We start from the raw sequence: 21216 nt of genomic DNA on the forward strand, positions 1-21216 counted from the left end.
GCTGTGGCGCCATGTTCTTTGGGCTTTCCCACCCGTGCCCCACTCGGGTGACGAGCGCCCGCACCTTGGTAAACGAGAGCTTGAGGAGTACCAGTACCCGTGGCCGTCAAGATCAAGCTGCAGCGGCTTGGCAAGATCCGTCAGCCGTACTACCGGATCATCGTTTCGGACGCTCGCACCCGCCGCAACGGCAAGGCCATCGAGACGATCGGCAAGTACCACCCCAAGGAAGAGCCGTCGTTCATCGACGTCGACTCCGACCGGGCGCAGTACTGGCTGGGCGTCGGCGCGCAGCCGACCGAGTCCGTCCAGCGCCTGCTGGAGATCACCGGTGACTGGCAGAAGTTCAAGAAGCTGCCGGGCGCCGAGGGCACGCTGAAGGTGAAGGAGGCCAAGACGTCGAAGGCCGACCTCTTCGCCGCCGCGCTCGCCGCCGCTTCGTCGGAGCCGATGGCCGAGGCCACCACCCCGAAGAAGAAGTCCGCGAAGAAGGCTGACGCGGAACCTGCCGCCGAGGCGCCCAAGGTCGAGGCGTGAGTTTGTTGGCTGACGCCCTCGAACACCTCGTTCGTGGCATCGTCGACCACCCGGACGACGTCCGGGTGACCTTGGTCACCACTCGTCGCGGTCGCACCCTCGAGGTGCACGTCCACCCGGACGACCTCGGCAAGGTGATCGGGCGCGGCGGTCGCACCGCCACCGCCCTGCGCACCGTCATGGCCGGCATCGGCGGTCGTGGCGTGCGCGTCGACGTGGTCGACACCGACCGCTAGCCACAACACGAACACAGAAGTAGGGCATGGACGTCGTCGTCGGCCGCGTGGCCAAGGCGCACGGGATCACCGGCGAACTCGCCGTTGACGTGCGCACCGATTCACCCGAGACGCGGTTCGCGCTCGGTTCGGCACTGGTCGCGAAGCTGCGCGACGGGACGACGCGCACCCTCACCGTCGCAGCCGCCCGGAACCACTCCGGGCGGCTGCTGGTGCGTTTCGAGCAGGTGCTGACCAGGGACGTCGCGGAGTCGTTGCGCGGCACGCTGCTGCTGGGCAGCACCGACGACCTGCCGCCGACCGACGACCCGGACGAGTTCTACGACCACGAGCTCGAGGGCCTGGTCGTGGAGATGCTCGACGGGACGAAGGTCGGCACCGTCAAGGAGATCGCGCACGGAGCGGGCGCCGAGCTGCTCGTCGTCAACCGCGAGGGCGGTGGCGAGCTGCTGGTCCCGTTCGTGCGGCAGATCGTGCCGACCGTGGACGTGAAGGCGGGCAAGGTCGTCATCGACCCGCCGGAGGGCCTGCTCGATGCGGATTGACGTTCTGACGATCTTCCCCGAGTACCTCGACCCGATCAGGGCCGCGCTGCTCGGCAAGGCGATCGACAAGGGCCTGATCAGCGTTGACGTGCACGACCTCCGCGACTGGACGCACGACGTGCACAAGGCCGTGGACAACAGCCCGTACGGCGGCGGTCCCGGCATGGTGATGCGGCCGCAGATCTGGGGCGACGCGCTCGACCAGGTGTGCGCGGGCGACCCGCCGCCGCGGCTGGTCGTGCCGACCCCGGCGGGGCGGCCGTTCACCCAGGCCTTGGCGCACGAGTACGCGGCCGAGCCGCGGCTGGTGTTCGCCTGCGGGCGCTACGAGGGCATCGACCAGCGCGTGATCGACGACGCGTCGACCCGCATGCGCGTGGACGAGGTCTCCATCGGCGACTACGTCCTCGTCGGCGGCGAGGTGGCGGTGCTGGTGATGGTCGAGGCCGTCGTCCGGCTGCTACCCGGCGTGCTCGGCAACCCGCGCTCGGCGGCGGAGGACTCGTTCTCCGACGGCCTGCTGGAAGGGCCGAGCTACACGCGGCCCGAGGTGTGGCGCGACCTGTCCGTGCCGGACGTGCTGCTGTCGGGCAACCACAAGCTGATCGACCGCTGGCGGCGTGACCAATCGCTCGAACGGACGCTGCACAGGCGTCCTGAACTGCTCGAAGCCCTCCCCGCGGAGAGCTTCGACAAGCACGACCGGGCCCTGCTCGACCGACTGCGGTCGGTGGAGGAGTAGGGTCGATTTCATTCCGGAGGTGCCCATCTGGCACACTGGACAGGTTGCTGCAGCCGGTTATTCGTTCCGGCGCGCGCCGCAAGCCCGCCCCCAAGGTGTCGCACTCTGAAGCTTCAATGCGCTCTGGGGGAGTACGCGAGACACATGAGGACGAGGACGGACCACCGATGAACACCCTGGACGCTCTTGACGCCCAGTCGCTGCGCTCCGACATTCCCAGCTTCCGGCCGGGCGACACGCTGAAGGTTCACGTCCGGGTCATCGAGGGCACGCGCGAGCGGGTCCAGGTGTTCCAGGGCATCGTGATTCGCCGCCAGGGTGGCGGGATTCGCGAGACCTTCACGGTTCGCAAGGTCTCCTTCGGCGTCGGCGTCGAGCGCACCTTCCCGGTGCACTCCCCGAACATCTCGGAGATCGAGGTCGCGACCCGCGGCGCCGTGCGTCGCGCGAAGCTGTACTACCTCCGCGATCTGCGCGGCAAGGCCGCCAAGATCAAGGAGAAGCGCACCGCCAAGCCGGGTGCCTGACAGCACCTCGCAGCACTACGCGTAGCCTGCCTTCGTGGCAGACCCCGTGCGTTCGTCCGCTGACGACAACGATTCAGAACCCTCCGGTGAAGATCGTGTCAGCGACCCAGCCGTTACCCCCGAGGCCGAGTTCGAGTCCATTCCGGACTCGGCCGGGGGCGGCAGGTCCAAGGCGAAGAAGAAGACCCCGCTGTGGCGTGAACTGCTGATCCTCGCGGGGACGGCACTGGTGCTCACCTTCGTGATCCAGACGTTCCTGGCGCGGGTCTACGTGATCCCCTCGGCGTCGATGGAGAAAACGCTCCACGGGTGCCCCGGTTGCGTGAACGACAAGGTGCTCGTCGACAAGATCACCTACGACTTCACCGACATCTCCCCTGGTGAAGTGGTCGTCTTCCGCGGTCCCGACTCGTGGGGCCAGAACGACATCCAGTCCAACCGTTCGGACAACCCGGTCGTCGCCGCGCTCCAGAGCGCCGCCTCCGTGGTGGGCCTCGCGCCGCCGGACGAACGAGACTTCGTCAAACGCGTCATCGCCGTGGGCGGCCAGACCGTCCAGTGCTGCGACGACCAGCACCGGCTCCTCGTCGACGGCAAGCCGCTGGACGAGCCGTACATCTACTGGCAGCCGGGCACCGGTCCCGAGGACCACGACCCGTTCGAGCCCGTGAAGGTCCCCGCGGGACACCTTTGGGTGATGGGTGACAACCGCACGAACTCCACCGACTCGCGCAAGCAGGGCGGCGGCGGCGTGGCGGGCACCGTGCCCGAGGAGAACGTCATCGGCAAGGCCCGCGTGATCGTCATCCCGCCCTCACGCTGGGGCGGCATCAGCGACCACAACCCCCAAGCCGTCGCCATCGGGGCGCCGGACTGGCAGCGCGGTTTGCCCGCCGGTGTCGGAATCGCGTCGGCATGGCCGGTTCTGCTGCTCGGCCGCCGACTGCGGAAACGCCTTTTCACCCGTCGCTGACCGGGCCCACACACGTGATCTGGGTACTCTGAGCGGGTGGTAGACGTCGTGCCCTCCCGAGGCCCATCCGATGAAGACCCCTATCGCTCCAGCGATGAAGAGGCGGTCGAGGCTTGGCGAGCGCGCGCGCGGAAGGCCCAGAAGGGCAAGCGCAAGGGCTCGTTCTGGAAGGAACTGCCGATCCTGGTGGTGGTGGCCTTCGGCCTCGCCTTCCTCATCCAGACGTTCCTGGCGCGCGTCTACATGATCCCGTCGGAGTCGATGGAGCAGACGCTGCACGGCTGCAACGGCTGCTACGGCGACCGCGTGCTGGTCGACAAGATCACGTACGACTTCAGCGAGCCCTCTCCCGGCGACGTGATCGTCTTCCACGGGCCGCAGAGCTGGCAGAACGACTTCGTGACGCAGGAGCCGACGAACGCGTTCCAGAAGGCCCTCCAGGGCCTCGGATCGCTCATCGGCCTGCCGTCGGCGAGCCAGGAGGACTTCGTCAAGCGGGTCGTCGCGGTCGGCGGCCAGACGGTGAAGTGCTGCGACGACAAGAACCGCGTCATGGTCGACGGCAAGTCGCTCGACGAGTCGTACATCTACTGGGAGCCGGGCCGCAGCACGGTCCAGGAGTCGTTCGCCGACCTGACGATCCCGCAGGGCTTCCTGTTCGTGCTCGGCGACAACCGCAACGACTCGTGCGACTCGCGCTGCCAGGGCGACGGCCGTGAGGGCGGCCTCGTGCCGATCGGCAACGTCGTGGGCAAGGCCCGCGCGGTCGTGCTGCCGCCCTCGCGCTGGCAGGGCGTGACGGACCACAACCCGCAGGGCCAGGCCGTGGCCATGGGAGCCCCCGGCTGGCAGTCCGCCGTGCCCGCGGGCGTCGGCATCGCCTTCGCGTGGCCGGTGCTGTTCCTGGGCAAGCGGGCGCGGGCCAGGTTCCGCCGCAAGACGCTGGGATAAGGTCGTCGGGTGATCCTCAACCCACCCCGCGCGGTCGTTCGGCGGGACGCCGGGATCTGGGCTCTGCAGGCCGCGCTGGACCGGCGCGGGCTCGGCCCGGTCGCCGGGGTCGACGAAGCGGGCCGCGGCGCGTGCGCGGGTCCGCTCGTCGTGGCGTCGTGCGTGCTCAAGCCCAAGGACGCCGCCCGCTTCGAGGGCCTCACCGACTCCAAGCTGCTCACCGCGGCCGCCAGGGACCGCATGTACGACGTCGTGCTGGCCCGTGCGGTCGACTACGCGGTGATCGTGATCCCGGCCGCCGAGGTCGACGGGATCGGCGTGCACGTGGCCAACATCGAGGGCATGCGGCGGGCCGTCGCCCAGCTCAAGGGCCACCCCGGCTACGTGCTGACGGACGGGTTCCGGGTTCCGGGCCTGACCGCGCCGAGCATGCCGGTGGTCAAGGGCGACCAGGTCGCGGCCTGCGTCGCCGCCGCCTCGGTGCTCGCGAAGGTCACCAGGGACCGCATCATGGCCGGGATGCACCGGACGTTCCCGGAGTACGGCTTCGACGTCCACAAGGGGTACTGCACCGCCGTCCACACCTCCGCGCTGGTGGAGCACGGGCCGAGCGCGGAGCACCGGTGGTCGTATGCGAACGTGGCGTCAGCCGCGATCCGGCACGGACTTGAGCCGCCACACCGTGTGGCGCGCAGTGTGGCCGCGATCGGCGTGGTCCAGAATGGGGCACCCCCTGCTGCTGCGGGGGTGGCAGGGCTCGCGACGAGGAGGGGCGCGGATTCGATGATTACCCGCGCGGAGGCGTAATGAGTGCAGAGGATCTCGAAAAGTACGAGACCGAGATGGAGTTGTCGCTGTACAAGGAGTACCGCGACATCGTCAGCCAGTTCTCGTTCGTCGTGGAGACCGAACGGCGGTTCTACCTGGCAAATTCGGTCGACGTGCAGGTTCGCAACGCGGACGGCGAGGTCTACTTCGAGGTGCGCATGTCCGATGCCTGGGTGTGGGACATGTACCGCCCGGCGAGGTTCGTGAAGAACGTCCGCGTGATCACGTTCAAGGACGTCAACGTCGAGGAGTTGGACAAGCCCGACCTGCGACTTCCCGAGGGCGGCCCGTTCGACACCTGATCCGCCGACCTCTGCCGTCAGGGGACCCCTCCGCACGTGGAGGGGTCCCCTGACGGCTGTCCGCCGCTCGCGCGTATAGCACCGGGTACCGACAATTCGCCGTTCAAGATCGCGAGTTGTCCACAACCCCACCACCTGTCCACAGTTCCGGAATTCCCCCTGGCCCGTCCCTCCGCCCCTCGGCAAAGTCGACACCAGACGACCGAGGGGGACCGAGGGATGACGACCGTGGTGGACCGGACCAGGCCGGACCTTGGCAGGCAGGGCGAGGACTTGGCCTGCGAGTACCTGGAGCGCCAGGGCCTGGTGGTGCTGAGCCGCAACTGGAGCTGCCGCGAGGGCGAGCTCGACGTGGTGGCGACCGACGGCGACCGGCTGGTCGTCGTGGAGGTCAAGAGCAGATCCGGCACCGAGTTCGGCGGCCCGCTGGAGGCCGTGACCCCGGAGAAGCTGGCGCGCGTCCGCAAGGCGACCCAGCGCTGGCTGATGGCGTTCCGGGTCGGCTGGGTGGACGTCCGGTACGACGCCGTCGCCGTTCTGTGGCCACCGGAGGGTGAAGTCCGCCTGCATCACCTGAAGGGGTTGTAGTGGGCCTCGCGAGGGCTTGGTCGGTGGCCCTGTTCGGGGTCGACGGCGTGCCCGTCGAGATCGAGGCGGACGTCGGCGCGGGCACCGTGAAGACCCAGCTCCTCGGCCTGCCCGACGCGGCCCTGCACGAGTCGAAGGACCGCGTCCGTGCGGCGATCCGCAACAGCGCCCACGACTGGCCGAGCCAACGCGTCACCCTGGGCCTGTCCCCGGCCGCGCTGCCCAAGGGTGGCGCGGGCTACGACCTGGCCTTGGCCTCGGTCGTGCTGGCGGCGGCGGGCACCATCCCGGCCGACCGCCTGGCCACCACGGTCCTGCTGGGCGAACTGGCCCTGGACGGCAGGCTCCGGGCCGTTCGCGGCGTGCTGCCGTCGTTGCTCGCGGCCCGCCGGTCCGGCCTGCTCCAGGCCGTGGTCCCCGTCGAGTCCCTGGCCGAGGCGTCGCTGGTCGAGGGCCTCGCCATCCACGGGGCCACCACCCTGACCGAGGTCGTGACGTGGCTCCGCGGCGACGACACGGCCCTGACCCCAGCCCCGCCCCCGGAGTGCCCAGCGCTGCCACCGTCGGCGGACCTGGCGGACGTCGTGGGCCAACCCGAGGCCAGGTGGGCCCTGGAGGTCGCCGCGGCGGGCGCCCACCACCTGCTCCTCAGCGGCCCGCCCGGCACCGGCAAGACCATGCTCGCCCAACGCCTCAGCGGTCTCCTGCCGCCCCTGACCACCCCGGAGGCCCTGGAGGTCACCGCCATCCACTCCGTGGCGGGCCTGCTCTCCACCGAGGCCCCGCTGGTGAACGCCCCGCCGTTCATCGCCCTGCACCACTCGGCGTCGGTGGCGGCCCTGGTCGGCGGCGGCACCGGCCTGGCCAAACCCGGCTCGGCCAGCAAGGCCCACCGCGGCGTCCTGTTCCTGGACGAGGCCTGCGAGTTCAGCCGAGTAGGCCTCGACGCCCTCCGCACGGCGTTGGAGGAAGGCGAGGTCCGCCTGGCCAGACAAGCGGGCACGGTCCGCTACCCGGCCCGCTTCCAACTGGTCCTGGCCACCAACACCTGCCCCTGCGCCCCACCGAAGGAGATCGACTGCACCTGCACCCCGAGAGACCGCCGCAGGTACCTCACCAAGCTCTCCGGCCCGCTCCTGGACCGAGTGGACCTCCGCGTGCGGATGCGCCCTCTCACCGCCATGAACGGCGCGGAAGTCTCGTCCCCAGAACCCACGGAGGTGGTCCGCCACCGCGTCCTCAAGGCCCGCACCAGAGCGGCGACCCGTTGGTCCTCCCACGGCGAACCGTGGCTCACCAACGCCGAAGTCCCAGGCCCAGCCCTACGCCGAGAATTCGCCCTACCCCGCCAAACAACAGCCCTCTTGGACCGAGCCCTCTCCACAGGCGCTCTCACCGGCCGCGGCGCGGACCGCTGCATCCGAGTCGCCTGGACCCTCGCCGACCTGGCAGAAGCCCCCCAACCCACACCAGCCCACGTGGCAGCCGCCCTCGAATTCCGCGAACGCCGCCCCTGACCACACCCGACCCGCTCGCCGCCAGGCTGCTGCTCGGACTCACTCCCGCGGGGCATCCGCCTTATCGCGCAGGCCGCCTTCGAGTAGCCCGACCACCGCCCAAGCGATCTGGTCATCGCTTGGGCCACCCACTGGGCTCACCCGGCTTGTTCGCCGCAGTCGCCTCTCGGGTGGCTCATCGACCCCTTCCACCTCCTCATCCACCACTCACTCACCAGCCCTGGCCTATCCCATCCCCAGTCCTCCGGACCTCTTCTCCCTTCCGGTGCCCTCCCACATTCGCCCGTCCTTCACACCCAGAGCCCACCATCCGGGCTCATTCGCCAACCCATCCCGCGCCGCTCCTGCTCGTTCATCGCCCGCTTCCTTCTGCCCACTTGCTGCCCGTGTGCCGAAGGTTCCCGCTGTACTCCCACTCGTCGTAAATCCGAGTGGTCCCTGCCGCCATGCACTCCCAAATCCCTTCGGTACCAACACCTTTACCTCGACCGTCGCGCGAAACCGTTTCACACCAACAACCAAGGAGTCCTCCATGCCCAAATCCCTTCATCCGGCCCTCCCCGCCCTCACCAGAACCCCGCAGCGCCAACGAAATCCCGTCACCGGGGGCAACCGTGAGCCTTGATCGAGTGCGCTTGGCCCGTGCCTACCTCTCCCGTGTCGCCGAGCCGCCCGCTCCCGCCCTGGCCGCTTTCGTCGCCGAGGAAGGCCCGATCAGGGCGGCCGAACTCGTCAAAGCGGGCAAGGTGCCTCCCAGCGTGGAGACGCAGACGTCGGCGCGGCGGGCGGAGGATCGGGCCGCGGACGACCTACGACGGGTGGCGGAGGTCGGTGGGCGGTTGGTCATTCCCGAGGACGAGGAATGGCCTGAGTGGCCGTTCAACGCGCTTGTCCTCGCTGCCGCCAACGGGTTGAAGTGCGGGTTGGCGCCGTTGGCGTTGTGGGTGCGCGGCAAGGCGAACGTCGCCGAACTGGCCGAGCGCGCGGTCGCTGTGGTGGGGTCCCGTGCGGCCAGCGGGTACGGGGAGCACGTGGCGGCGGAGTTCGGGTACGGGCTCGCCGAGGCCGGTGTCGTGGTCGTGTCCGGGGCCGCGTACGGGATCGACGGGTGTGCGCATCGCGGGGCGCTGTCCGCGGAAGGGGCCACCGTCGCGGTGTTGGCCTGCGGTGTGGACGTCGCCTACCCGGCCGGGCACGCCGGGTTGATCGCGCGGATTCCGGCGCGTGGCCTCGTGGTCAGCGAGTACCCGCCCGCGCAAACGCCTGCACGACATCGGTTCCTGACGCGGAACCGGCTCATCGCCGCGCTCGGTGACGGCACGGTGGTGGTCGAGGCCGGGCGGCGCAGCGGGGCGAAGAACACGGCCGCTTCGACGTCCGCGTTGGGGCGCGTGCTGATGGCGGTGCCGGGGCCGGTCACGTCGATGAGTTCCACCGGCTGCCACGAACTCCTGCGGTCCGGGGAGGCGATCGCCGTGAGCAGCGTCGCCGAGGTGATCGAGTCGACCGGGCGGCTCGGCGTCGACCTGGTCGAGGCGACGCGGCGGTCGTCGCCCGTCATCGGTCCGCAGCAAGGAGATGCGGCACGCGTGCACGAGGCGTTGGGGCTGGTGTCGGGCCACAGCGCGGAAAGGATCGCCGTCGACTCGGGAGTCGCTTTGTCGACAGTCAGGGCATTTCTGCCGGAGTTGGAATTGGCGGGCCTGGCGGAACGAGTCGAGTCCGGTTGGAAGCGCTCTCATGCCTAGAAGGGTGTGGCGATGCTTGACCAAGGGTCACCGAGGGCGCAGCGTCATGGGCTATGTCCCTGCCACCGCCCGCGCGGACGCGCCGTGTCGACCTCGTCCGGTCGCGCGCCGAGTTGCCCGCGGACGTTCGCGAGGTCCTGGACCGCTACGAGCGCCACCTTGCCGCGGAGCGCGGGTTGTCGCCGCACACGGTGCGTGCGTATCAAGGCGACGTCGTCGGACTCCTCGTACATGTGGCCGCCGACAACCCCGCCGACGCGACGGTCGACTCCGTCGACCTCGCCGCGCTGCGCTCGTGGTTGGCGGCGCAGTTGGCCGGTGGTGCCAGTCGGACGACGATGGCGCGCCGAGCTGCGGCGGCCCGCACGTTCACCGCCTGGGCGGCTCGCGTCGGGCTGCTCGCCGACGACCCCGGACCGCGGCTTTCCGCTCCTCGCCCGCACCGGACGCTGCCCGCCGTGCTGCGTCCCGATCAGGCCGAGGCGGCGATGTCCGTAGCGGATTTCGCAGCGGAGAATGGCGATCCGGTTGCGCTCCGTGACCAAGCCGTGGTGGAGTTGCTCTACGCAACGGGTGTTCGAGTCGCCGAGTTGTGCGGTCTCGACCTCGACGACGTGGACTACTCCCTGAGGGTGATTCGAGTTCTGGGCAAGGGCAGTCGCGAACGCACTGTGCCGTTCGGCGTTCCGGCCGAACGTGCGGTACGACGTTGGGTGGAACAGGGCCGGTCGGCGCTGGTCAGCGCCGGTGCGTCGAACGCGCTGTTCGTGGGGGTCCAAGGTCGGCGGCTGGATACCCGTACCGCTAGACGGGTTGTTCACGATGTAGTGGGTGCGGTACCCGGCACGGCCCCCCTCGGGCCGCACGGACTTCGCCACTCAGCGGCGACACACCTCTTGGAAGGGGGAGCGGACCTGCGCACAGTCCAAGAACTCCTTGGTCACGCTACGCTCGCAACAACTCAGCTCTACACACACGTCACTGTCGAACGGCTGAAGGCGATCCATGACCGAACCCACCCCCGTTCCTGACGTCGCAGGGGGAGGTTCGCGGACCGCAACCGTGAACACCCCTTCCGCCGCGCACGTCGGAACCACGTCGGAGGAGCACTCCCCGACAGGGACCAACGGTCACCGCATCGACGGTGACCCGCTCCGCAACGGGAGTGCCGTGACGAACGGCCATTCCGTCATGCTCACGCCCGCCGTGCGCAACGGCTCCCAGCGCCCGGCCCACCCGGCGTCCGAATCGCGGACCGCGGACGACGTCGAAGCCGGGATCATCGCCCTGTGGCAGACCTACGGCCGCTCGCACGAGCAGGTCGTGCGCGACCGGCTGGTCCTGCACTACGCACCGCTGGTCAAGTACGTCGCGGGCCGGGTCGGCACGGGCCTGCCCGCCCACGTCGACGTCGGCGACCTGATCCAGTCCGGCATCTTCGGGCTGGTCGACGCGATCGAGAAGTTCGAGTTCGAACGCGGCTTGAAGTTCGAGACCTACGCCATGCAGCGCATCCGCGGCGCGATCCTCGACGACCTCCGCTCCCAGGACTGGGTCCCGCGCTCGGTCCGCTCCCGCGCGAGGGACGTCGAGCGGGCGCTGGAACGCCTCGGCGCACAGTTGCAGCGGACACCGACAGACCGCGAACTCGCCGCCGAGCTGAAGATCGGCCTCGCCGAGCTCCGCGAGCTGTACGCCCAGCTGCAACTCACCAGCGTCGTCGCACTCGACGAGCTGATCGCCGCAGGTCGCGGGGGTACCGGGGCAGGCGCGTCCTTAGCCGAGTCCTTGCCCGACAACCACGCGGAAGACCCCGTCGCCACCCTGGTCGACCTCGACAGCCGCCGCCAACTCGCGGACGCCGTCGCCCAACTCGCGGAACGCGATCGAATAGTGGTCACCCTCTACTACTTCGAGAACCTGACCCTCGCCGAGATCGGCAAGGTCTTGGGCGTCACCGAGTCCAGGGTCTGCCAACTGCACACCCGAGCGGTGCTCCGCCTCCGCACCAAGCTCAACGAGCAGTCGGACTGACCACTCCCACGAGGAGTCCGCACCAGCCGTCCGTGGCCGGAAGTCCCGCACTTCCGGCCACGCCCACGCCGGAACCGCTTCACCCGCTCCCCACCGATAGAGCCCGCCCGGCAGTCACCGCAGGTGGCAGGGGCAACAACCGCACTCGACCGGGCGAGACCAACCGAATCGGGTCGACGTACTCCAGCCCGCGCCGAGCCCCCCAGTGCAGACAAGCGGCCTGAGGACAGCCGGAATGCCCGGCCAGAAGCACCCCAACCACCTCCCCACGCCGCACCGAAGTCCCCACGCGAACACCAGGCTCCACCGGCTCGTACGTGGTCCGCACCCCACCACCGTGCACAAGCGACACCACCGGCCGCCCACCCACCTCACCCGCGAAGAGCACGGTGCCATCACCGGCGGCCAACACCGCATCACCGGCGGTCCCGCCCAGGTCAACCCCCCGATGCCCCGGCCCGTAGGTGGTCATGGGCGCACTGAAGGCCCGCAACACCGGGTGCGGCGGCGCAAGAGGCCAGACGTACACACCCCGCCGCGCCACAGCAGGCGGACACACGGCCAACACGACCATCACCACGGTGACCAGCACAGACAGCACAGCCCGTACCGCTGATCGCACCGGCGGCGCGAGCGGCATGGACAGCACGCGCAGCGCGAGTAGGCCAGCTAGCGCTGATAGCGCGACTGGCTTGGGCGACACCATCGGCGCAGGTGGTGCGGCCAGCGCACCCGGCATGGCTAGGGCGGGCGACACCGGTGGCGCGGCTGGGGCAGGTAGCGCGGCTGGCTTACGCGGCAATGGTGGTGCGGGTGGCGCGGGCAGCGCAGTTGGCATGGCTGGGGCGGGTGGCACCCGCAGCGTGGCTGGTGGTGTGGCTGGCTTGGACAGCACTGGTGGCGCGGATGGTGCAGTCGGCGCGAGTAGGGCAGGTGACACCAGCGGGGCGGCTGGTGTTGGTGGCGCGGCGGGATCGTGCGGCAGTGGTGGTGCGGGTCGTGCGAGCAGCGCAGTTGGCATGGCCAGAGCAGGCGAGACTCGCGGCGCGGCTGATGCTGGCCGCGTGGCTGAGGTGGGTGGCAGGGGCAACGCGGGTGGTGTGGCTGGCATGGGTAGGGCAGGCGACAGCAGCAGCGCGGGTGGCGTTGCCAGCACTGTTTGCGCTGGCTGCGCTGGCAGCGGTAGGGCTGCTGGCGCTGGCAGCGCGGAGCGGGCCGGTGCGGGTGGGGTGCTCTGCCTGGACGGGTTGCGTGGGGTGGGGGAGTGCGCCGGTGGGGGCGGCGAGGGTGGTGGTGAGCCCACTGTGGCCAGGTCAGGTGGCATGAGCGGGTCGGGGTTTGGGTGCGCTGGTGGGGTTTGTGGTTCCGGTGGTGAAGCGGCGGAGGCAGGCCTCGTGATCCGGGGTGAGCAGTGGCTGGGGGATCGGGGTGGGGCGTGAAGCTGCACGGGTGACACGGGGGCAAGGAGTGCGGAGACCGGCCAGGCGTGGACGGATCGAGTGGATGAAGCCCGTTCGGGTGGTGCTTGGTCGGGGCCTCGGTGATGGGGGTGGTGCGGGTTTCCCCATGGCCTGGCGTAGGGCGTGGTGGAGCCATGACGTCGCCCGCGCTGTGGTTTCTGGACCGGTGGTGCTCGGTGTCGTGGTCATGGGTTCACGGTCCGGGCTGACCTGCGGTTACGCCATCGCGTAATTCGGATCTGTGGACAACGGGGTGGCCTGTGGACAACTGGAGGCCCCGGTTCGGACTTCAGGGGGTTTCGGCGTACACTTGTTCCACGCCCCGTCTGCGTACAGGGCGACTTCGCGTGCCACTGCTGATCCGATCCCTTTCGAGTGTGGTCGAGTCACGGCGTCCGGCGGTCCCAAAGGTGCACGAAACTTCGGGTCTGGGCGGCGGCAGGGCACTAGGGCGGTCGGCCATCCCGGCTTACCGCGACAACCGGAATGCGCGTACCGGCCGGTCCGGTGCGCCTGATCGAAAAGGTGCGAACCCGGCTATGGCCGTCGTCACCATGAAGCAGCTGCTCGACAGCGGCGTGCACTTCGGGCACCAGACCCGTCGCTGGAACCCGAAGATGAAGCGCTACATCTTCACCGAGCGCAACGGCATCTACATCATCGACCTCCAGCAGACGCTGACCTACATCGACCGGGCGTACGAGTTCGTCCGCGAGACGGTCGCGCACGGTGGGTCGATCCTCTTCATCGGCACCAAGAAGCAGGCGCAGGAAGCGATCGCCAGCGAGGCGCTCCGCGTCGGCATGCCGTACGTGAACCAGCGTTGGCTGGGCGGCATGCTCACCAACTTCTCGACGGTGCACAAGCGCCTCCAGCGGCTCAAGGAGCTGGAGTCGATGGAGCAGACCGGCGGTTTCCAGGGTTTCACCAAGAAGGAAATCCTGATGATGAACCGCGAGAAGGACAAGCTGTCCCGCACGCTGGGCGGCATTCGCGACATGGCCAAGGTGCCCTCCGCGGTGTGGATCGTCGACACCAAGAAGGAGCACATCGCCGTCGGCGAGGCGCGCAAGCTGCACATCCCGATCGTCGCGATCCTGGACACGAACTGCGACCCGGACGAGGTCGACTTCCCGATTCCGGGCAACGACGACGCGATCCGTTCCGCGGCGCTGCTGACCAAGGTCGTCGCCGAGGCGGCCGCCGCCGGTCTCATGGCCCGCTCCGGTGCGCGCAACAACGCGGCTGACGGCGACGACAAGCCGGAGCCCGGCATCGACGAGCCGCTGGCCGAGTGGGAGCAGGAGCTGCTCACCAGCACGACGCCCGAGGCAGCGGAGGCCACCCCGGCCGCCGAGACCGCCGAGGCGCCTGCCGAGCAGCCCGTCCAGTCCTGATAGCAGCGGCACGCCGCGCCCACGGACCCGTGGGCGCGGCGTGTTCAGCACCAACTCGCGCGTAACCCACGTCGGCCACCGCCGACATCGGACCGCAGAAGGAACGGAAATCGCACGATGGCGAACTACACCGCCGCTGATGTGAAGCGCCTCCGCGAGCTCACGGCCGCGGGCATGATGGCTTGCAAGAACGCGCTCGAGGAGACCGACGGCGACTTCGACAAGGCCGTCGAGATCCTGCGCATCAAGGGTGCCAAGGACGTCGGCAAGCGCGCCGGCCGCACCGCCACCAACGGTCTCGTCACCGCCGAGGACGGCGTGATGGTCCAGGTGCTGTGCGAGACCGACTTCGTGGCCAAGACGGACGGCTTCCAGGAGTTCGCCGCCACGGTGCTCGCGGCCGCCAAGGCCTCGCGCGCCAACGACGTCGCGACCCTGCTGACCAGCGAGGTCGACGGCAAGACCGTCGCCACCGTGGTCGAGGAGTACTCGGCGAAGCTGTCCGAGAAGCTCGAGGTCGGCAACGTGGCCGTGTTCGACGGCACCGTCACCACCTACCTGCACCGCCGCTCCGCGGACCTGCCGCCCGCCATCGGCGTGGTCGTCGAGTACACGGGCACCGACGAGGCCGTCGCCGCCGACACCGCGAAGCAGATCGCGGCCATGCGCGCGAAGTACCTCACCCGCGAGGACGTCTCCGAAGAGGTGGTCGCCAACGAGCGCCGCATCGCCGAGGAGACCGCCCGCGAGGAGGGCAAGCCGGAAGCCGCGATCGCCAAGATCGCCGAAGGCCGCGTGAACGGCTTCTTCAAGGACGTCGTGCTCCTGGAGCAGTCCTCGGTGAAGGAGTCCAAGAAGACCGTCAAGGCAGTGCTCGACGAGGCCGGCGTCGCGGTTACCCGCTTTGCCCGGTTCGAGGTCGGCCAGGCCTGATTCGCGTGAGGGCGGGGTTGCAGTGCATCGCAACCCCGCCTTCGCCGTGTCCAGACTTCCAGCGCCGCGAGGAGGACCTGTGAGCGAAGACGTTGATGGTTACAAGCGCGTGATGCTCAAGCTCGGTGGGGAGATGTTCGGCGGCGGGGAGGTCGGGGTCGACCCCGACGTCGTCACCGTCGTCGCCCGCCAGATCGCGGCCGTGGTCCGCACCGGCGCCCAGGTCGCCGTGGTCATCGGCGGCGGGAACTTCTTCCGCGGCGCCGAACTCCAGCAGCGCGGCATGGACCGCAGCCGCGCGGACTACATGGGCATGCTGGGCACCGTGATGAACTGCCTGGCGTTGCAGGACTTCCTGGAGCGCGAGCACGGCATCGACACGCGGGTCCAGACGTCCATCACGATGGGCCAGGTCGCCGAGTCCTACATCCCCCGCCGCGCCATGCGCCACCTCGAAAAGGGCCGTGTCGTGATCTTCGGCGGCGGCGCGGGCATGCCCTACTTCTCCACCGACACGACGGCCGCGCAGCGCGCGCTGGAGATCGGCTGCGAGATCGTGCTCATGGCGAAGGCCGTGGACGGCATCTACACCGCCGACCCCAAGATCGACCCGGACGCGCTGATGTTCGACAACATCACGCACCGCGAAGTGCTGGAACGCGGGCTCAACGTGGCGGACTCCACCGCGTTCAGCCTGTGCATGGACAACAACATGCCCATCATGGTGTTCAACCTCCTCACCGAGGGGAACATCGCGCGGGCGGTGCGTGGTGAGAAGATCGGAACATTGGTGAGCACCCCCGGTGGTCGCCCGTCCTTCTAGACCCGCTGGGAACAGGCAGTACTGCCCCGGCTCGCACTAAGGAGTAGCCGTGATCGACGAGACCCTCCTCGAAGCCGAGGAGAAGATGGAAAAGGCCGTGGCCGTGGCGAAGGACGACCTCGCGGCCGTCCGCACGGGCCGCGCCTCGCCCTCCATGTTCTCGCGCATCGTCGTGGACTACTACGGTTCGCCGACCCCGCTGAACCAGTTGGCGAGCATCGCGATCCCCGAGGCGCGGATGGCGGTCGTCAAGCCCTACGACGCGAGCCAGCTCAACGCCATCGAGAAGGCGATCCGGAACTCCGACCTCGGCGTGAACCCCAGCAACGACGGCTCGATCATCCGCGTCGTCATCCCGCAGCTCTCCGAGGAGCGCCGCCGGGAGATGGTGAAGGTCGCGAAGACCAAGGGCGAGGACGCCAAGATCACCATGCGCAACATCCGCCGCAAGGCGAAGGAAGAGATCGAGCGCCTGGTGAAGGACGGCGAGTCCGGCGAGGACGAGGGCGCTCGCGGCGAGAAGGAACTCGAATCGGTGACGCAGAACTACGTGCACCAGATCGACGAGCTCGTGAAGCACAAGGAAGCCGAGCTGCTCGAAGTCTGATGGTGACGTGGGAGTCGTGATAGGAGCACAGGTGCCAGCCGGTGGTGAGCAGGACGCGCGGGCTGTGAGCGCGGACGGTGGGAAGAAGCCGTCACGGGCGGGGCGTGACCTGCGGTCGGCCATCGCGGTCGGCGTCGGGCTCGGCGTCGTGGTCCTCGTCTCCCTGTTCACCGTGCGGCAGGTGTTCATCGCCGTCGTCGCGGCGGCGGTGGCCGTGTCCATCTTCGAGCTGTCCCGCGCGCTCAAGACGAGCGCGGGCATCCAGGTCGCCCTGGTGCCCGTGCTCGTCGGCGGGCAGGCCGTCGTGTGGCTGGCCTGGCCGTACGAGCGGGCGGGCGTGCTCAGCGCGTTCGTGATCACGATGCTCGCGTGCATGCTGTGGCGCCTGAAGGACGGTGCGGACGGCTACCTGCGCGACCTCACGGCGTCGATCTTCACGGTCGCGTACGTCGCGATGTTCGCCTCGTTCGCGGTGATGCTGGTCGTGCCGGAGGACGGCGCGTTCCGGGTGATCGCGTTCATCCTCGGCGTCGTGCTGTCGGACACCGGCGGCTACATCGCTGGCGTGCTGTTCGGCAAGCACCCGATGGCCCCCACGATCAGCCCGAAGAAGTCCTGGGAGGGTTTCGCCGGCTCGCTCGTCGCGGGCATGGTCGGCGGCGCGCTCACGGTGAGCCTGCTGCTGGAGGGCCAGTGGTGGCAGGGCGTGCTGTTCGGTGCCGCCCTGGTGATCAGCTCCACGGCCGGTGACCTGGTCGAATCGCTCATCAAGCGGGACCTCGGCATCAAGGACATGGGCACGCTGCTGCCCGGTCACGGCGGGCTGATGGACCGCATGGACTCGCTGCTGCCGTCGGCCGTGGTCGGCTGGCTGCTGCTGCACCTGTTCGTGCCGTAGCCGACCTCAGTCGTCGTACGGGTCGTCCACGTTCGCGCCGGTCTCGTCCTCCGACAGGGTGATCGCGCGGGACGAGTCCATCACCGAGAACGTGGCGCCCGCGTGGTCGCGGACCTCGGTCACGCGGCCGTACGGCGTGTCGTACGGCTCGACCGTTACCTGGCCGCCCAGTTCGAGCACGCGGCTCGCGACCGAGTCCGCGCCGATCTCGGGCGACGCGGTGAGGTAGATCATCCAGTGCGCGGGCACGGCAGGCGGGAACGAGCGGCGGCCCATCCGCTGCCTGCCCAGGACGCTCTCGCCCTCGACGGACCAGACCGTGTAGTCGACCGTGTGGCCGTCGCCGATCTGCATCACGTCGAAGTGGCACAGCTCCTTGAAGAACGCGTCCGCCGCGGCCCCGTCACGGGTGTTCAGCTCGGCCCACGCGAACGCGCCGTGGCCCGTCGTGCCGAACCGCCAGTCCGCGGGCACGTGCCGGAAGCCGATCACGCCGCCGGTCGGGTCGCTGACGATCGTGGTCTGCGTGTGGTCGGCGGCCACGCTCGGGTTGCGCAGCACCGAGCCGCCCAGCGCGTACACCTTCTCCGCCGTCGCGCGGGCGTGCCGCGTGTGCAGGAACAGGGTCCACGCCGTGTACTGCTCGGGCAGCGCGCGGTCCACGGGCAGGCCCGCGACGGGCACCCCGTCGAGCACGGCGACCGCGTAGCCCTCGTCGTCGACGTACTCCCAGCCGAACAGGCCGGTGTAGAAGTCCTTGGCGGCGGCCAGGTCGGTCACGGGCAGTTCGACCCAGCAGGGGGCGCCGGGGTGGAGGTCCGCCAGGGCGGGTGAGTTCGGCGTGATGGACACGGACGCCTCCTCTGGGCAACTGTCTTGATCACGCTACGCCGCGTTCGGCTGGAATAGCACCGTCCGATCGGCGTGCGGCCTCTACAGTCTGTGTGGTGAAGGGATTCGTGCGCGCGGCTTTGGCGGCAATTCGCCCCGCCGACGTCCTGCCGAGCCCGAACATCTGGCACTGGCCCGAGGTCTACCAGGTCGAGAACCGCGCGCAGGACGTCGACGGCGCGATCTGGGCGGCGTTGCGCGAGGAGTGCGACTGGGCCGGGCTGGACGTCGTCGACGTCGGCTGCGGTGACGGGTTCCACCTGCCGTTGTTCGCCGCGACCGCGCGCTCCGCGACCGGGGTCGAGCCGTACGCGCCGCTGGTCAAGCGGGCCAAGACCCGTGTCGAGGGCATCGCGAACGCCTCCGTGGTCGCCGGTCCCGCGCAACGGCTGCCGTTGCCGGACGGCAGCGCCGACCTCGTGCACGCGCGCACGGCGTACTTCTTCGGTCCCGGCTGCGAGCCGGGGCTGCGCGAGGCGGACCGCGTGCTGCGTCCGGGCGGCGCGCTGGCGATCGTGGACATCGACGGGGCCGCGCCGCCGTACGGGCCGTGGCTGTGCGCCGACGAGGCCCGCTACGACCCGGCCGCCGTGGCGGAGTTCTTCGCCGCCAACGGGTTCAGCGTGCGGCACGTGACCGCGCGGTGGGCGTTCCAGCGGCGCGAGGACCTGGAATCGGTGCTGCGCATCGAGTTCTCCGCGCCGGTCGCGCAGCGGGCCATCGACGAGACGCCTGGGCTGTCGTTCGACGTCGGCTACCGGCTGCACGTGCGCCGCAAGCCGATCGGGCTCGTCCTGCCCTGACGTGCGACCGCTTGCCCAGGCTGTTCCGCCCAGGGGACGAGGGCAAAGCCGTGCGCGGCGACGACCTGACGTTCTCCGGGCCGTCCGGCGACGAACTCGGCCGGTACGCCCGGACGCCTCGCTGACCGTAGGATTTCGGTCGTGGAGAACCGGAGCGCGAACAGGATCGGACGCCCCGTCGGCGTCATCGGGTTGGGCTGCTGGCAGCTCGGCGGCCAGTGGGGCCTGGGGGTGGAGGGCGACGGGATCGCCCTCCTCCACGCGGCCGCCGACGCGGGCGTGACCTTCTTCGACACCGCCGACGTGTACGGCGACGGGCGCAGCGAGAAGCTCGTCGGCCAGTTCCTGCGGGAACGGGACGACTCGGGCGTCTTCGTGGCGACCAAGATGGGCCGCCGGGTCGAGCAGGTGCCGGAGAACTACTCGCGGGAGAACTTCCTCGCGTGGAACGACCGGTCGCGCGCCAACCTCGGCGTGGACACCATCGACCTGGTGCAGCTGCACTGCCCGCCGACGCCGGTGTACTCGACCGACGAGGTGTTCGACAGCCTCGACGAACTGGTGCAGGCCAAGCGGATCGCGGCCTACGGTGTGAGCGTCGAGACGGTCGAGGAGGCCCTGCTGGCCATCGCGCGGCCGAACGTGGTGAGCGTGCAGATCATCCTGAACGCCTTCCGCCTCAAGCCGCTGGAGCGGGTGCTCCCGGCGGCGGCCGAGGCGGGCGTGGGGATCATCGCGCGGGTGCCGCTGGCGTCGGGCCTGCTGTCCGGGCGGTACACCGCCGCGACGACGTTCGGTGACGACGACCACCGCACGTACAACCGCAACGGCGAGGCGTTCGACCAGGGCGAGACGTTCTCCGGCGTGCCGTTCGAGGTGGGCCTGGAGGCCGTCGAACGGCTGCGCCCGCTGGTACCGGCGGGCGCCACGCTCGCCCAGTTCGCGCTGCGCTGGATCGTCGACCAGCCGGGTGTCACCGTCGTGATCCCCGGCGCGCGCAACGCCGACCAGGTTCAGGGCAACGTCGCGGCGGCCGACCTCGCGCCCCTCACACCCGAGGCGTTGGCCGAGGTCACGGCCGTCTACGACGAACTGGTGCGGCCGCACGTGCACGGCCGCTGGTAACTACTCGGTGTCCTCGGCGACGTCCAGCTCACCCAGGATCGCGTAGATCTTGCGGCGGGCCTCGTTGAGGACCTCGACCGCCCTGCCCTGCTGTTCCCGCGTGCCCGCGTGCGCCATCTGCTGCATCGCGGACCCGAGGTGCCGCGACGCCGTGCGGAGCTTGGCCGAGACGATGTCCACGTCGTCGTTGACCTGCTCCCACGGGGTCGCGCCCTCGCTCTTCGCGGCCTCGGCCGTGCCCGCCTCGGTGAGCGTGAACAGCTTCTTGCCGCCCGCTTCCTCGGTGGACGCGACCAGGCCCTCGTCGGCCAGCATCTGGAGCGTCGGGTAGACCGAGCCGGGGCTCGGCCGCCAGAGGCCGTCGGTGCGCTGACCGAGTTCCTGGATCATCTCGTAGCCGTGCATGGGCCGTTCGGCCAGCAGGGCGAGCAGCGCCGCGCGCACGTTGCCGCGCCGCTGCCGTCCGCCGGGCCCGTGGTGGGGCCCGCCGCGCCTGCCGCCGCCGCGCCCCCGACCCCAGGGGCCGGGAGGCATCTCGCCCTCCGGCGGGAACGGGGGAGGCGGGGGGCCGCCGAAGCCGCCGCCGAAGCCGCGGCGCTGGTCGTCGAATCCGCCGGAGCGGTGGTGCCGGTGACCGTGGTGGTCGTGGCTGAAGGGGGATCGCATCTGACTGTCTCCTTGCTCGGTGTATCGGTAGGTACGAGCTAACGATATATCGGAACCTATCGCGATGCAACGGCGATAGTCGGAA

Annotated in this window: 24 protein-coding genes; 21 read left to right on the top strand and 3 right to left on the bottom strand. The window is 69.7% G+C overall.

Annotated elements, in window-relative coordinates; translation table 11 throughout:
• The first annotated feature begins 99 nt into the window (after positions 1-99).
• The 14 genes from rpsP (at position 100) to ACFWW9_RS04780 (ending at position 11528) form a co-directional block, all read left to right on the top strand.
• Entirely contained in the window at positions 100-537 is a 438-nt protein-coding gene (gene rpsP / locus ACFWW9_RS04715) for a 30S ribosomal protein S16 (protein ID WP_390371381.1), read from the top strand.
• Positions 534-773 (top strand): RNA-binding protein, encoded by a 240-nt coding sequence (locus ACFWW9_RS04720; RefSeq protein WP_025360511.1) that lies wholly within the window; start codon positions 534-536, stop codon positions 771-773. The genes rpsP and ACFWW9_RS04720 overlap by 4 nt, the downstream gene beginning before the upstream one ends.
• Before the next feature lie 26 nt (positions 774-799).
• On the top strand, positions 800-1318 hold the full coding sequence (gene rimM / locus ACFWW9_RS04725; RefSeq protein WP_390371384.1) for a ribosome maturation factor RimM: 519 nt from the start codon (positions 800-802) through the stop codon (positions 1316-1318).
• Positions 1308-2060 carry a tRNA (guanosine(37)-N1)-methyltransferase TrmD gene (trmD, locus tag ACFWW9_RS04730; protein WP_390371387.1) on the top strand — a complete coding sequence of 251 codons (753 nt, stop codon included), beginning with the start codon at positions 1308-1310 and terminating at the stop codon, positions 2058-2060. Before rimM ends, trmD begins: the two co-directional genes overlap by 11 nt.
• A gap of 167 nt (positions 2061-2227) precedes the next feature.
• Entirely contained in the window at positions 2228-2587 is a 360-nt protein-coding gene (gene rplS / locus ACFWW9_RS04735) for a 50S ribosomal protein L19 (protein WP_330878493.1), read from the top strand.
• A gap of 34 nt (positions 2588-2621) precedes the next feature.
• A complete protein-coding gene (gene lepB / locus ACFWW9_RS04740) occupies positions 2622-3560 on the top strand; it encodes a signal peptidase I (RefSeq protein WP_390371390.1) in 939 nt (312 codons plus the stop codon).
• A gap of 36 nt (positions 3561-3596) precedes the next feature.
• Entirely contained in the window at positions 3597-4511 is a 915-nt protein-coding gene (gene lepB / locus ACFWW9_RS04745) for a signal peptidase I (RefSeq protein WP_390371393.1), read from the top strand.
• A gap of 9 nt (positions 4512-4520) precedes the next feature.
• Positions 4521-5318 carry a ribonuclease HII gene (locus tag ACFWW9_RS04750; RefSeq protein ID WP_390371395.1) on the top strand — a complete coding sequence of 266 codons (798 nt, stop codon included), beginning with the start codon at positions 4521-4523 and terminating at the stop codon, positions 5316-5318.
• Complete coding sequence (locus tag ACFWW9_RS04755; RefSeq protein WP_259628072.1) at positions 5318-5641, top strand: DUF2469 domain-containing protein; 324 nt, start codon at positions 5318-5320, stop codon at positions 5639-5641. The genes ACFWW9_RS04750 and ACFWW9_RS04755 overlap by 1 nt, the downstream gene beginning before the upstream one ends.
• Positions 5642-5860: 219 nt before the next feature.
• Complete coding sequence (locus tag ACFWW9_RS04760; protein ID WP_390371398.1) at positions 5861-6229, top strand: YraN family protein; 369 nt, start codon at positions 5861-5863, stop codon at positions 6227-6229.
• A complete protein-coding gene (locus tag ACFWW9_RS04765) occupies positions 6229-7746 on the top strand; it encodes a YifB family Mg chelatase-like AAA ATPase (protein WP_390371400.1) in 1518 nt (505 codons plus the stop codon). Before ACFWW9_RS04760 ends, ACFWW9_RS04765 begins: the two co-directional genes overlap by 1 nt.
• A gap of 629 nt (positions 7747-8375) precedes the next feature.
• Positions 8376-9494, top strand: a complete 1119-nt coding sequence (gene dprA, locus ACFWW9_RS04770; protein ID WP_390371402.1) for a DNA-processing protein DprA — start codon at positions 8376-8378, stop codon at positions 9492-9494.
• 53 nt (positions 9495-9547) lie between these two features.
• A complete protein-coding gene (locus ACFWW9_RS04775) occupies positions 9548-10525 on the top strand; it encodes a tyrosine recombinase XerC (RefSeq protein ID WP_390371404.1) in 978 nt (325 codons plus the stop codon).
• 160 nt (positions 10526-10685) lie between these two features.
• A complete protein-coding gene (locus ACFWW9_RS04780) occupies positions 10686-11528 on the top strand; it encodes a FliA/WhiG family RNA polymerase sigma factor (protein WP_390371605.1) in 843 nt (280 codons plus the stop codon).
• A 79-nt stretch (positions 11529-11607) separates the two neighbouring features.
• On the opposite strand, the gene ACFWW9_RS04785 is transcribed toward ACFWW9_RS04780, so the two are convergent.
• Positions 11608-12852: a M23 family metallopeptidase gene (locus tag ACFWW9_RS04785; RefSeq protein WP_390371407.1), complete on the bottom strand. Its 1245-nt coding sequence runs from the start codon at positions 12850-12852 to the stop codon at positions 11608-11610.
• Positions 12853-13527: 675 nt separating this feature from the next.
• Here ACFWW9_RS04785 and rpsB point away from each other — a divergent pair.
• The 5 genes from rpsB (at position 13528) to ACFWW9_RS04810 (ending at position 17646) form a co-directional block, all read left to right on the top strand.
• A complete protein-coding gene (gene rpsB / locus ACFWW9_RS04790; RefSeq protein ID WP_259628078.1) occupies positions 13528-14385 on the top strand; it encodes a 30S ribosomal protein S2 in 858 nt (285 codons plus the stop codon).
• Between the two features lie 117 nt (positions 14386-14502).
• Entirely contained in the window at positions 14503-15318 is an 816-nt protein-coding gene (gene tsf / locus ACFWW9_RS04795) for a translation elongation factor Ts (RefSeq protein WP_390371410.1), read from the top strand.
• Between the two features lie 112 nt (positions 15319-15430).
• The gene (gene pyrH, locus ACFWW9_RS04800; protein ID WP_390371607.1) at positions 15431-16141 is read left to right on the top strand and encodes a UMP kinase; all 711 of its coding nucleotides are present in this window, start codon (positions 15431-15433) and stop codon (positions 16139-16141) included.
• Between the two features lie 49 nt (positions 16142-16190).
• On the top strand, positions 16191-16748 hold the full coding sequence (gene frr, locus ACFWW9_RS04805; protein ID WP_390371413.1) for a ribosome recycling factor: 558 nt from the start codon (positions 16191-16193) through the stop codon (positions 16746-16748).
• A gap of 31 nt (positions 16749-16779) precedes the next feature.
• The gene (locus ACFWW9_RS04810) at positions 16780-17646 is read left to right on the top strand and encodes a phosphatidate cytidylyltransferase (protein WP_390371415.1); all 867 of its coding nucleotides are present in this window, start codon (positions 16780-16782) and stop codon (positions 17644-17646) included.
• 6 nt (positions 17647-17652) lie between these two features.
• Here the strand turns inward: ACFWW9_RS04810 and ACFWW9_RS04815 are convergent, their stop codons facing one another.
• The gene (locus tag ACFWW9_RS04815; protein WP_390371417.1) at positions 17653-18498 is read right to left on the bottom strand and encodes a VOC family protein; all 846 of its coding nucleotides are present in this window, start codon (positions 18496-18498) and stop codon (positions 17653-17655) included.
• Positions 18499-18593: 95 nt separating this feature from the next.
• Here ACFWW9_RS04815 and ACFWW9_RS04820 point away from each other — a divergent pair, with 95 nt between their 5' ends.
• Positions 18594-19340, top strand: a complete 747-nt coding sequence (locus tag ACFWW9_RS04820; RefSeq protein WP_390371420.1) for a class I SAM-dependent methyltransferase — start codon at positions 18594-18596, stop codon at positions 19338-19340.
• 141 nt (positions 19341-19481) lie between these two features.
• On the top strand, positions 19482-20465 hold the full coding sequence (locus ACFWW9_RS04825; RefSeq protein ID WP_390371422.1) for an aldo/keto reductase: 984 nt from the start codon (positions 19482-19484) through the stop codon (positions 20463-20465).
• On the opposite strand, the gene ACFWW9_RS04830 is transcribed toward ACFWW9_RS04825, so the two are convergent.
• Positions 20466-21131, bottom strand: coding sequence for a PadR family transcriptional regulator (locus tag ACFWW9_RS04830; protein WP_390371424.1), 666 nt, complete (start codon positions 21129-21131; stop codon positions 20466-20468).
• Between the last annotated feature and the right edge of the window lie 85 nt (positions 21132-21216).

It is taken from the genome of Umezawaea sp. NPDC059074, from assembly GCF_042738955.1.
In the GTDB taxonomy this organism is placed as follows: domain Bacteria; phylum Actinomycetota; class Actinomycetes; order Mycobacteriales; family Pseudonocardiaceae; genus Umezawaea.